The following is an 11661-nucleotide window of genomic DNA, read 5'->3' as shown; positions in this document are numbered from 1 at the left end:
AAAGAATATTCGCATGACGGACGCGGCCGGGAACGGCAGGATGCCCGTCATGTCACAGCCACGGGGATTCTCCTTCGAGCAGCGCGCGGACGGCACGGTCGTCGTCACGCACCACGGCCGGGCCGCCGCCACCCTGCGCGGCGCCCGCGCGCAGAAGTTCCTGGCCGAGGCCGGGGCCGGGGACCCGCAGCTGGTGATGGCCCGCTGGACGGGCTCGTACAAGTTCGGCAACGAGCGGGTCGCCCGGAACCACCCGCGTCACCAAGGTGGCCGAACCGGGCGAAGGTAAGGGAACGGCAAAGGTGCCCCGTTCGTTACCCCGGTCATGACCGCTATGACCCCCGGCTCGAACATCCCTCTCACCGCCGCGCGCGTGGCGGTGGACGTCGCCGCCCCGGTGCGGCTCGACGTCTCGGGCCTGCTGCTCGGCGCCAACGGCAAGGTGCGCTCCGACGACGACTTCATCTTCTACAACCAGCCCGCGGGCCCCGGTGTCACCTACCGGTCCGGCGGCGGCAGCGCGCCGGACGCGATCCTGGTGGACACCGCCGCCGTGCCGGCCGGCATCGAGAAGATCGTGGTGACCGCGAGCCCGGACGCCGCGGGCCAGACCTTCCAGGGCATCGAGCCCACCGCGACGCTGCGCGACGCCGACGACGGCAGCGTGCTCGCCACGTTCACCCCGCCGCGGCTCGGCGGCGAAACGGCACTCGTGGTCATGGAGATCTATCTGCGCAACGGCGCGTGGAAGGCCCGCGCGGTCGGCCAGGGGTACGCGAACGGGCTCGCCGGGATCGCCACCGACTTCGGTGTGAGCGTCGACGAGGAGCCCACGCCCGCCGCCACCCCGGCGCCCGCACCCGCCGCCGCGCCGGTCGCCCCGCCCGTCGCCGCTCCCCCGATGCCCGCGGCCCCGCCCGCCGCGCCGCCGGCCGCGCCGCCGGCCGCGCCGCCGGCCGCTCCCCCGGCCCCGCCCGCCGGCACCGGGAAGATCAACCTGGACAAGGGCCGGGTCAGCCTGCAGAAGAACCAGACCGTGTCCCTGGTCAAGGGCGGCCGCCCGCTGCTCTCCCAGGTGAAGATGGGCCTGGGCTGGGAGCCCGCGTACCGCGGCAAGGACATCGACCTCGACGCCTCCGTCATCGCCTACGGCCCGCAGCGCAACCACGTCGACAGCTGCTACTTCGGCAAGCTGTCGATCCTGAACGGCGCGGTCCGGCACTCCGGCGACAACCTCACCGGTGAGGGCGCGGGCGACGACGAGGTGATCACGGTCGACCTGGGCCGGCTCCCGGCGGACGTCAGCGGACTGGTGTTCACCGTCAACTCCTTCTCCGGCCAGAAGTTCACCGAGGTCGCCAAGGCCTACTGCCGGCTGATCGACGCGGCCTCCGGCGAGGAGCTGGTGCGCTTCGACCTCACCACCGCCGAGCCGCAGACCGGCGTGATGATGGCCAAGCTGATCCGCCAGTTCTCCGGCGAGTGGGAGATGACGGCGATGGGCGAGTTCGCGAAGTCCCGCACCGTGCGCGGCATGGTGAAGCCCGCCGCCCAGGCGCTCTGAGAACGCCCCCGCCCGTGGAGCGCGCCGGGAATGGCGCGCGCCACGGGCGGGGAGGCGGTGACGGGGGTCAGCGGCGCGGCTGGCGGCGCCAGGGGCCGGTGATCGCGACCATGATGCCCGGGGTCTGGATGTTGGCGAACAGCGTGTCGCCGTCGGGCGAGAAGGTCACGCCCGTGAACTCGCTGTCGTTGAGGTCGTTGCGGGCGATCGGGTAGGTGCGGCCGCTCTCGGTGGCGCCGAAGAGGTGCTGCACGCCCTCGCCGTCCTCGGCGATGACCAGACCGCCGTACGGGGAGACGGTGATGTTGTCCGGGCCGTCGAAGGCGCCGTCCACGTCCGGGTCGGCGTTGACACCGAGCAGCACCTTGAGGGTGAGGGTGCGGCGCTTGGGGTCGTAGAACCAGACCTGGCCGTCGTGCGCGGTGCCCGGGCTCTCCTCACGGGCGTACGAGGAGACGATGTACGCGCCGCCGTCGCCCCACCACATGCCCTCCAGCTTGCGGGCGCGGGTGACCTCGGCGGTGCCGAACTGCTTGCGGACCGGCAGGGTGCGGGCGTCGCGGTCCGGGACGTCGACCCAGTCGACGCCGTACACGGTGCCGATCTTCGTGGCGCGCGAGAGGTCGTCGACGAACGAGCCGGCGGCGTCGTAGCACTTGGGGGCCTGGAGGCGGCCCGCGTCGTCGGCGAGAGCGGCGAGGCGGCCGCGGCCGTGCTCGAAGCCCTGCGGCGGGACCCAGCGGAAGAGCAGGCCGTTGGGGCCGGAGGCGTCCTCGGTGAGGTAGGCGTGGCCGCGCTTGGGGTCGATGACGACGGCCTCGTGGGCGTAGCGGCCGAAGGCCTTGACCGGCTTCGGGGCGCGGTTGGCGCGGCGGTCGTGCGGGTCGACCTCGAAGACGTAGCCGTGGTCCTTGGTCATGCCGTTCTTGCCGGCCAGGTCCTCGGTCTCCTCGCAGGTGAGCCAGGTGCCCCAGGGGGTGCTGCCGCCCGCGCAGTTGGTGGAGGTGCCGGCGATGCCGACCCACTCGGCGACGGTGCCGTCCCGGTGCACCTCGACGACGGTGCAGCCGCCGGAGGCCGCCGGGTCGTAGACCAGGCCCTCGGTGAGCGGGACCGGGTGGGCCCAGTTGGCGCGGGGGCCCTTGAGCTCGTGGTTGTTCACCAGGTACGTGGTGCCGCGCGGGCCGGCGAAGGCGGCGGTGCCGTCGTGGTTGGAGGGGGTGGACTCGCCGGACTCCAGACGGGTGACGCCGCTGTGGGTGAGGACGCGGTAGGTGAAGCCCTCGGGGAGGGCGAGGATGCCCTCGGGGTCGGCGACGAGGGGGCCGTAGCCGACGCGGTGGCCGTGCCCGTCGCCCCGCTGGTCCTGGTCCTGGCCCTGGGCGTTGCTCACGGCCGGCTCGTCGGCGGCGAGCGCCTGCGGGGCGGTGGCGAGCGCGCCGACGGCGCCGGTGAGCGCGAGGCCCGCGCCGGCGGCGGCCGACCGCTTCGTGAAGTCTCTGCGGTTGAGGTTGAGGGACATGACGGTCTTCTTCCTGTCGTCACCCGGTGTCGGCGACACGGTCGCGCCCGCGAACAAACGTGGGTTGAACGGAAGGGCGATGTCCCATGAACCTGCCCGCCCACGGTCGGAATGTACTCGTCACCGGCGCCTCGCGCGGTCCGGGCCGCGCGGTGGCGGGCGCCTTCGCCGCCGACGGCGGGCGGGGCGCAGGCCCGTAAGTGGTGGGGGGGGCGGCGTCCCACAACGGGTGGGCACCGTCCCGCGGGCAGGCGCCCGCAACGGAGGGCGGGGCCGCCCCGGCCGGACGTGAGGGCGGGGCCGCCCCGGCCGGGCGGGAGGGTGGGCCCGCCCGCCCGTGTCAGCCGCGCGACCGCGCCCTGAAGGCGGCCTTTCGGGCCTCCTTCGCCGTGGGCTTGTCGCGGTGGAGGCGGCCCATCGCCTCCAGGACGTCGGCCGTCGAGGGGTGGTCGACGCGCCAGGCCGCCTCGAAGAAGCCGCTGTGGCCGGCGGTGAGGCCCTCGATGAGGTCCTGGAGTTCCTCCGGGTCGCCCTCGGCGTCGAGGTGGGCGGCGATGGTGTCGATGACGAGCCAGTAGATCAGGGTCTCCGGCGGGACCGGGATGTCGGCCGCGCCGCGCTCGGCGAGCCAGACGCGGGCGAGGCCGCCGAGTTCGCGGTCGTCGAGGACCTCGCGGACGGCCGGCTCGGCCTCGGGGCCGGCGAGGGAGAGGGCCTGCTGGGCGTGGAGGCGGCGGAGCGGGGCGCCCGGGTCGGTGCCGCGCGCGGCGTCGAGGAGTTCGCGCGCGGCGGCCACGGCCTCGCGGCCGGCGAGCCAGCCGGTGGTCTCGGCGCGGGCGGCCTCCTGCGGGTAGTGCGCGATGCCGTCGAGAAGGGCCTCGGCGCCCTTGCCGGCGAGGTCGCCGACGGCCGGCGCGACGAGCCCCGCCTCCAGCATCCGCGCACGCACCCCGTAGAGCCCGAGCGGCGTGAGCCGCACCAGGCCGTAACGGCTCACGTCCTCCTCGTCGAACGGCGCGTCCGAGTCCGGGCGTTCGGCCCCTTCCTCCACCATCAGGGCCTCGTCCACCGGCTCGTACTCCACGAGCCCGATCGGCTCCAGGATCCGGAACTGCTCGTCGAGCCGCATCATCGCGTCGGAGACCTGCTCCAGGACGTCGTCGGTGGGCTCCCCCATGTCGTCGGGGACGACCATCGACGCGGCGAGCGCGGGCAGCGGCACCGGGCCCTCGCCCGCGCCGCCCTCGCTGACGGTCAGCAGGTAGAGGTTGCCGAGGACGCCCTCCAGGAAGTCGGCCTCGCCCTCCGGGTCCCAGTCGAGCGCCTCGAAGTCGATGCTGCCGTCCTCGCCGACCAGCGCCTCCAGGTCGTCCACGTACGGCGCGGTGGCGTCGGCGAAGACGGTCTCCAGGCCGTCGAGCCAGATCGCCAGGACGTCCTGGGGCGAGCCGCCGGTGAGCAGCGCGAGGTTCTCGCCGGGCCGGGCGCTCCCGGTCTCCTCCTCGGCCTCCCCGTCCGCCCCGCCCGCCCCGTCCTCGGCCTCCTCGGCCTCCTCGGCGTCCGCCGGGTCCTCGACCTCCACCAGACCGGTGTCGACCGCGACCCGCCACGCCTCGCTCGCGTACGCCTCGCCGTCCTCGTCCCCGCTCAGGCCGAGCACCTCGGCGGCGGCGGGCAGTTGCTCGTCGACGAGCTCGCCGCCCGCGCCCACGCGCGTGTCCGGGCCGGCCCAGCGGGCCAGGCGGACGGCGCGGGTGAGGAGGGGGGCGGCCAGGGCGTCCCGCGCGAGTTCCGCGTCCGCGCGCAGCCGAACGGGGGGAAGGGTCGGGCGGTCCGATGCCATCAGGGGTGTTCTCCTCGGCGGGTGTCGGCAGGGGGGTGCCGGCGCTGTCGCCGGCACGCGATGTGCTTCGAGCGGCCTTCAGCGTAGACGCATTCGCGGGGCCGTCCGGCGGTTCACCCGGGCGTCAGCCTTCGTACACCCGTCGAGCCTTGACAAGTCGACTGTCATACAACGAGATTGACGCGCGTAGATCGTTCGATTGTTCGTCCAACCCCTCACGGAGCACCTTGATGTCTTCCTCCATACCGAGATCGGCCGCCGTGGCCGCCCTCGTCTCCGCCGCCCTCGCCGCCGGCCTGCTCGGCGGCACGGCCGCCGCGGCCGACGACGCCACAGCGGCCGACGACACGGCCCGCGTCCGGATCCACGACATCCAGGGCACCACCCGCGTCTCGCCGCTGGCCGGCAAGCAGGTCACCGGCGTGACCGGCGTCGTCACCGGCGTGCGCACCTACGGCACGCGCGGCTTCTGGATGCAGGACCCGCAGGCCGACGCGAACCCCGCCACCAGCGAGGGCGTCTTCGTCTTCACCAGCTCGGTCCCGAAGGTCGCCGTCGGCGACGCCGTCAGCGTCGACGCGACGGTCACCGAGTACGTCCCGGGCGGTCTGACCTCAGGGAACCAGTCGCTGACGGAGCTGTCCAAGCCGACCGTCACCGTGCTCTCCTCCGGCAACCCGGTCCCGGCCCCGGTCACCGTCTCGGCGTTCTCCGTGCCCGGCGCGTACGCCCCCGAGGGCGACCCGGCGGCCGGCGGCTCGGTCAACGGGCTGCCCCTGGAGCCGAGGAAGTACGCCCTGGACTACTACGAGTCCCTGGAGGGCACCAACGTCCGGATCGGCTCCTCGCGCGTGGTCGGCGCCACCGACCCGTACAACGAGCTCTGGGTGACGGTGAAGCCGTTCGAGAACGACAACCTCCGCGGCGGCACGGTCTACGGCTCGTACGACTCCCAGAACACCGGCCGGCTCCAGATCCAGACGCTGGCCCCGGTCGCACAGCAGCCCTTCCCGAAGCTGAACGTCGGCGACTGGCTGGCCGGCACCACCGAGGGCCCGCTGGACTTCAACCAGTACGGCGGCTACACCCTGGTCGCCAACGAGCTCGGGCAGAGTGTGGACCTGGGCCTGGAGCGCGAGGTGACGGACCGCCAGCACAAGAACGAGCTGGCCGTCGCCACGTACAACGTCGAGAACCTCGACCCGTCCGACCCGCAGACGAAGTTCGACGCGCTCGCCAAGGCGGTCGTCGAGAACCTGGCCTCCCCGGACATCGTCGCCCTGGAGGAGATCCAGGACGACAACGGCGCCAAGAACGACGGCACGGTGACGGCCGGCGAGACGCTGAAGAAGTTCACCGCGGCGATCGTCGCGGCCGGCGGCCCGGCGTACGAGTGGCGCTCGGTCGACCCCGAGAACCTCAAGGACGGCGGCGAGCCCGGCGGCAACATCCGTCAGGTCTTCCTCTTCAACCCCGAGCGGGTCTCCTTCGTGGACCGCCCGGGCGGCGACGCCACCACCGCGACCGCGGTCACCGGCACCGAGGGCGACGCGCACCTGACCGTCTCCCCCGGCCGGATCGACCCGTCGAACGCCGCGTGGGTGGACAGCCGCAAGCCGCTCGCGGGCGAGTTCCGCTTCCGCGGCCGCACGGTGATCGTGATCGCGAACCACCTCAGCTCGAAGGGCGGCGACGAGTCGATCGTCTCCCACCACCAGCCGCCGACCCGTTCCTCCGAGGTCAAGCGGCGGCTCCAGGCGCAGGCCGTCAACACCTTCGTCAAGGACATCGAGGCGCTCGACAAGCAGGCGGACGTGCTCGTCGTCGGCGACATGAACGACTTCGAGTTCTCCGGCACCACGCAGGCGATGACCGCCGACGGCGCGCTGTTCCCGGCCATGCTGTCGCTGCCGGAGAGCGAGCGCTACTCGTACGTCTACCAGGGCAACAGCCAGGTCCTCGACCAGATCCTGACCAGCCCCGGGGTGCACCACTTCGAGTACGACAGCGTGCACATCAACGCGGAGTTCGCGGACCAGAACAGCGACCACGACCCGCAGGTGCTGCGCTTCCGCCCCTGACCGACCGTGCGCACGGGTGTGCGAGACTGCGGCCGTGATCGTCCTGCGTCCCGCCACCCGTGCCGAGCTGCCCGCCGTCCTCGCGCTCCTCGCCGACGAGGAGCGGGTGGTGGACCCGGCCTCGGTGACCGTGACCCCCGCCCACGAGCGGGCCTTCGCGGACATCGAGGCCGACGCGCGCAACGAGATCCTTGTGCTCGTGGACGACCGGGATCTCGTCGTGGGCTGCCTCCAGGTCACCTACATCCCCGGCCTCGGCAAGGGCGGCGCCGAGCGGGCCCTGATCGAGGCCGTGCGCATCCGGGCCGACCGACGCGGCGGCGGGCTCGGCCGCGAGCTGATGCGCCGGGTGATCGCCCGGGCCGAGGCCCGTGGCTGCGCGCTCGTCCAGCTGACCAGCAACAAGTCCCGGACCGACGCCCACCGCTTCTACGACTCGCTGGGCTTCGCCCGCAGCCACGACGGCTTCAAGCTCGCACTGTGACGGCCCGCCGCCCCCGGTGAGGGGCGACGGGCCGTTCGTTCGCCACGCAGTGGCTCAGTTGTGGCTGTGCAGGATCTCGTTGAGGCCGCCCCAGACCGCGTTGTTCGGGCGGGCCTCGACGGTGCCGGTGACCGAGTTGCGGCGGAAGAGGATGTTCGAGGCGCCGGACAGCTCACGGGCCTTGACCACCTGGCCGTCGGGCATGGTGACCCGGGTGCCGGCCGTGACGTACAGACCGGCCTCGACGACGCACTCGTCGCCGAGCGCGATGCCGACGCCCGCCTCGGCGCCGATCAGGCAGCGCTCGCCGATGGAGATGATCACGTTGCCGCCGCCGGACAGGGTGCCCATGGTGGAGGCGCCGCCGCCGATGTCGGAGCCGTCGCCGACGACGACACCGGCGGAGATGCGGCCCTCGACCATGGAGGTGCCCAGGGTGCCGGCGTTGAAGTTGACGAAGCCCTCGTGCATGACGGTGGTGCCGGCCGCCAGGTGGGCGCCGAGGCGCACCCGGTCGGCGTCGGCGATGCGCACGCCGGCGGGCACGACGTAGTCGGTCATGCGGGGGAACTTGTCGATCGAGGTGACCGACAGGTGCAGGCCCTCGGCGCGGGCGTTGAGCCGCACCTTCTCGATGTCGTCGACGGCGACCGGGCCCAGCGAGGTCCAGGCGACGTTGGCGAGCAGCCCGAAGACGCCGTCCAGGTTCTGGCCGTGCGGCTTCACCAGGCGGGTGCTCAGCAGGTGCAGGCGCAGGTAGGCGTCGTGGGCGTCGAGCGGCTTGTCGTCGAGGGAGGCGATGACGGTGCGCACGGCGACCACCTCGACCCCGCGGCGGGCGTCCACGCCGAGGGCCTTGGCGGCACCCTCGCCGAGGGCGTTGACGGCGGCGTCGGCGCTCAGGCGCTCGGTGCCGGCCGGGCCGGGCGCCTCGATCAGCTCGGGGGCGGGGAACCAGGTGTCGAGAACGGTGCCGTCGCCGGCGATGGTGGCGAGGCCGGCGGCGACGGCGCCGGTGGAGCGAGGAGCAGAGGTCATGACGGAAAACCTAACGGTCGGGCCCCCGCGCGGGCCAACCGGTCTCAGCCGGCGGTCCGCCCGTCCGTGGTTTCCGACGAGCCCGGGGCCGGGCCGTTGGGGCCTTCGTTCAGGATCCCGGCCTCAGGTTCCCGGGCTCAGGATCCTCCGTTCAGGCTCCCTCGTTCAGGATCCCCCGTTCAGGATCCTGGCCAGCATCTCGCGCGCGTACGCCTCGTCGTACCCGACGCCCGTCAGCAGCACCTGCAGCGCGATGCCGTCCATGAGGGCGACCAGCGCCCTGGCGGTGACCGGTCCGGTGCGCGGGGCGAGGACGGCGACGACGGCCTCGGCCCACTCCGCGGCGACGGGCCGCAGCGCGGGGCGGCGCAGGGCGGCGAGATACAGCTCGTACTCCAGCTCCACCCCGGTCCGCTCCGCGCCCAGCCACTCCCCCATGATCCGGGCGAGGCCGCCGGCGAGGTCCGGTCCGGCGAGCGCGGGACTGCCGCGGAGCTCTTCGGCGAAGGTGGCGTTGACCCGGCGCAGGGCGGCGACGAGGAGTTCGTCGAGGGAGGCGAAGTGGTACGTGGTGGAGCCGAGCGGCACGTCGGCCTCGGCGGCCACCGTGCGATGGCTCAGGCCGGCGATCCCGGCGCGCCCGACGACCCGCAGCGCGGCGTCGACGATCCGCTCCCGCCGTTCGGGGTCGTACCGCCGGGGGCGGGCGGCGGCGCGGGCGGCGCCCATCAGTGGGCTCCGCCGAGATTGAGGACGGCGACGCCAACGATGATCAGCACGATGCCGGTGATCTTGGCGGCGTTCAGGTTCTCGCCGAGGAAGAGGAAGCCGATGACGGCGACGGCGGCGGTGCCAACGCCGGACCAGATCGCGTAGGCGGTGCCGACCTGGAGGGTCTTGAGCGCCCGGGCGAGGAGCGCGAAGGTGACGAGATAGCCGACTCCGGTGATCAGCGAGGGCCAGAACCTGGAGAAACCGTCGCTGTACTTCATGGAGGTGGTGGCGATGATCTCGGCCGCTATGGCCCCCGCGAGCAGTCCGTATCCCATGTGTACGAGTGTACGCATCGCTGTGTACGCCCGTACGCAGTGCCTGCCGCTACGGTGTGCGCATGACATACGCCCAGGGGCCGTACGGATACGGCTACCCGCCCCCGCCTCCCCCGCCGAAACCCGGCGTCATACCCCTGGCGCCGCTCGGCTTCAGCGAGATCCTGACCGGCGCCTTCAGCACCTACGGCCGTTACTGGAAGCCGCTCGTCGGCGTGGCCCTGGCCGCCTACACGGGCCTCGGCCTGGTGGTGGGCGGCGCGCTGCTCGCCGCCTGGGCCGCCGTCGGCGACCAGGTGACCCGGCTCTTCGACACACCCGCGGGCGAAACGCCGGACGTCTCGGACGTGACGCCGATGATCGTCGCGTTCGTCTGCGTCTGGCTGGCGGCGATGGTCGCGCTCGTCCTCGCCAACGCGCTGGTCTCCGCGGCCGCCCCGGCCGTGCTCCAGGAGGCGGTCCTCGGCCGCCCGATCGGCTTCGCCGAGACCTGGCAGCGCGCCTGGTCGCGGCTCGGCGCGGTGCTCGGCTCGCTCGTCCTGACCGCCCTCGCCACCATGCTGCCGATGCTGCTCGCCCTGGCCGGCTTCGCCTTCCTGATGGCGGGGATCGTCTCGGCCGTCGCCGCCTCGGACCACGCCGGCATGGACGACGGGCAGGGCCTGGCCGTCACCGGCGCGCTGTTCTTCCTCGTCACCATGGCGATGGTGCCGCTGGCGCTCTGGCTGCAGATCAAGTTCAGCCTGGCCCCGACGGTCGCCGTCATCGAGCAGCAGAGCGCCATGGGCTCCCTGCGCCGCTCCTCCGCCCTCGTCAAGGGCTCCTGGTGGCGGACCTTCGGCTGCCTGATCGCCGCCGGCGCGATCGCCGGCATGGTCAACTTCGCGATCCAGCAGGTGGTCCAGGCCGCGGCCGGTCTCCCGATGCTGACCTTCCAGCCGGGCGACGAGGTCACCCCGGGCGAGGTGTTCTCCGCCCTCGGCGGCGTGATGGCGGTCCTCGCGATCGCGAGCGTCGTCACCCAGGCCTTCATCGCCCCCTTCCAGCCGCTGGTCATGGGCCTGGTCTACGTCGACCGGCGCATCCGTGGGGAGAACCTGGCCCCGGCCCTGGCTCAGCAGGCCGCCCAGCAGACCGCCGAGCACACCGGCTGAGCGGCGGGCCCTCCGTACAGCGGGCCCCCGTACAGCGCGAAGGGCCGCACCCCCACAGGAGTGCGGCCCTTCGCGTATGCCTACGGCATCGGTCAGACGTTGAAGGTCAGACGTTGAAGCCGAGCGCCCGCAGCTGCTCGCGGCCGTCGTCGGTGATCTTGTCGGGGCCCCACGGCGGCATCCAGACCCAGTTGATCTTCAGCTCGTTGACGATGCCGTCGGTGGCGGCCTTCGCCTGGTCCTCGATCACGTCGGTCAGCGGACAGGCCGCCGACGTCAGGGTCATGTCCAGCGTCGCGACGTTGGAGTCGTCGATGTGGATGCCGTAGATGAGGCCCAGGTTGACCACGTCGATGCCCAGCTCGGGGTCGACGACGTCGTACAGCGCCTCGCGGATCTCCTCCTCGGAGGCCGGCTTGATCGTGGCCCCGGCGGTCTCGGTCTCGGTCACGTTCTCGGTCATGCCGACTTCCTCTCCGCGTCACCCAGCGCCTGGGCGGTCGCGTCCTTCCACGCCATCCAGCTGAGCAGCGCGCACTTCACCCGGGCCGGGTACTTGGAGACTCCGGCGAACGCGACCGCGTCCTCCAGGATCTCCTCCATCGCGTCGTCCGGCTCGATCCTGCCCTTGGACTGCATCAGCTCCAGGAACGTGCCCTGGATCTTCTGCGCCTCGGCGAGGTCCTTGCCGACCAGGAGCTCGTTGAGCACGGAGGCCGAGGCCTGGCTGATGGAGCAGCCCTGGCCCTCGTACGACACGTCCTCGATGCGCTCCCCGTCGTACTTCACACGCAGCGTGATCTCGTCGCCGCACGTCGGATTGACGTGGTGCACCTCGGCGTCGCCGGGCCGCAAGCCCCGCCCGTGCGGGTGCTTGTAGTGGTCCAGGATGACGTCCTGGTACATCGAATCCAGCTTCACAGGTC

The 11661-nt window shown here is 72.7% G+C and carries 12 protein-coding genes; 5 read left to right on the top strand and 7 right to left on the bottom strand.

Going from position 1 to position 11661, the window contains the following annotated elements; translation table 11 throughout:
* Positions 1-49: 49 nt before the first annotated feature.
* Together AB0C73_RS23705 and AB0C73_RS23700 are read left to right on the top strand one after the other, a co-directional pair.
* Positions 50-289 (top strand): hypothetical protein, encoded by a 240-nt coding sequence (locus tag AB0C73_RS23705; protein ID WP_362533460.1) that lies wholly within the window; start codon positions 50-52, stop codon positions 287-289.
* A 36-nt stretch (positions 290-325) separates the two neighbouring features.
* Positions 326-1564: a TerD family protein gene (locus AB0C73_RS23700; protein WP_362533457.1), complete on the top strand. Its 1239-nt coding sequence runs from the start codon at positions 326-328 to the stop codon at positions 1562-1564.
* A 67-nt stretch (positions 1565-1631) separates the two neighbouring features.
* On the opposite strand, the gene AB0C73_RS23695 is transcribed toward AB0C73_RS23700, so the two are convergent.
* Both AB0C73_RS23695 and AB0C73_RS23690 read right to left on the bottom strand, forming a co-directional pair.
* Positions 1632-3086, bottom strand: a complete 1455-nt coding sequence (locus AB0C73_RS23695; RefSeq protein WP_362533454.1) for an alkaline phosphatase PhoX — start codon at positions 3084-3086, stop codon at positions 1632-1634.
* 340 nt (positions 3087-3426) lie between these two features.
* Positions 3427-4929 carry a hypothetical protein gene (locus AB0C73_RS23690; RefSeq protein WP_362533451.1) on the bottom strand — a complete coding sequence of 501 codons (1503 nt, stop codon included), beginning with the start codon at positions 4927-4929 and terminating at the stop codon, positions 3427-3429.
* 230 nt (positions 4930-5159) lie between these two features.
* Here AB0C73_RS23690 and AB0C73_RS23685 point away from each other — a divergent pair, with 230 nt between their 5' ends.
* Positions 5160-7010: an endonuclease/exonuclease/phosphatase family protein gene (locus AB0C73_RS23685; protein ID WP_362533449.1), complete on the top strand. Its 1851-nt coding sequence runs from the start codon at positions 5160-5162 to the stop codon at positions 7008-7010.
* A gap of 37 nt (positions 7011-7047) precedes the next feature.
* The gene (locus AB0C73_RS23680) at positions 7048-7494 is read left to right on the top strand and encodes a GNAT family N-acetyltransferase (RefSeq protein ID WP_362533684.1); all 447 of its coding nucleotides are present in this window, start codon (positions 7048-7050) and stop codon (positions 7492-7494) included.
* Positions 7495-7548: 54 nt separating this feature from the next.
* Here the strand turns inward: AB0C73_RS23680 and dapD are convergent, their stop codons facing one another.
* From dapD to AB0C73_RS23665, 3 genes are all read right to left on the bottom strand, one after another.
* Positions 7549-8532 carry a 2,3,4,5-tetrahydropyridine-2,6-dicarboxylate N-succinyltransferase gene (gene dapD, locus AB0C73_RS23675; RefSeq protein ID WP_362533446.1) on the bottom strand — a complete coding sequence of 328 codons (984 nt, stop codon included), beginning with the start codon at positions 8530-8532 and terminating at the stop codon, positions 7549-7551.
* 165 nt (positions 8533-8697) lie between these two features.
* A complete protein-coding gene (locus AB0C73_RS23670; protein ID WP_362533443.1) occupies positions 8698-9261 on the bottom strand; it encodes a TetR family transcriptional regulator in 564 nt (187 codons plus the stop codon).
* Complete coding sequence (locus tag AB0C73_RS23665; RefSeq protein ID WP_362533442.1) at positions 9261-9581, bottom strand: multidrug efflux SMR transporter; 321 nt, start codon at positions 9579-9581, stop codon at positions 9261-9263. Before AB0C73_RS23665 ends, AB0C73_RS23670 begins: the two co-directional genes overlap by 1 nt.
* A gap of 62 nt (positions 9582-9643) precedes the next feature.
* Here AB0C73_RS23665 and AB0C73_RS23660 point away from each other — a divergent pair, with 62 nt between their 5' ends.
* On the top strand, positions 9644-10735 hold the full coding sequence (locus AB0C73_RS23660) for an oxidoreductase (protein ID WP_362533440.1): 1092 nt from the start codon (positions 9644-9646) through the stop codon (positions 10733-10735).
* Positions 10736-10841: 106 nt separating this feature from the next.
* Here AB0C73_RS23660 and AB0C73_RS23655 read toward each other — a convergent pair whose 3' ends face one another.
* Positions 10842-11186, bottom strand: a complete 345-nt coding sequence (locus AB0C73_RS23655) for a metal-sulfur cluster assembly factor (RefSeq protein WP_362533682.1) — start codon at positions 11184-11186, stop codon at positions 10842-10844.
* Between the two features lie 8 nt (positions 11187-11194).
* Positions 11195-11656 (bottom strand): Fe-S cluster assembly sulfur transfer protein SufU, encoded by a 462-nt coding sequence (gene sufU, locus AB0C73_RS23650; RefSeq protein ID WP_362533438.1) that lies wholly within the window; start codon positions 11654-11656, stop codon positions 11195-11197.
* Between the last annotated feature and the right edge of the window lie 5 nt (positions 11657-11661).

It is taken from the genome of Streptomyces sp. NPDC048623 (assembly GCF_040650755.1).
Taxonomy (GTDB): domain Bacteria; phylum Actinomycetota; class Actinomycetes; order Streptomycetales; family Streptomycetaceae; genus Streptomyces.
This window is presented reverse-complemented; position numbering and strand designations above follow the sequence as displayed.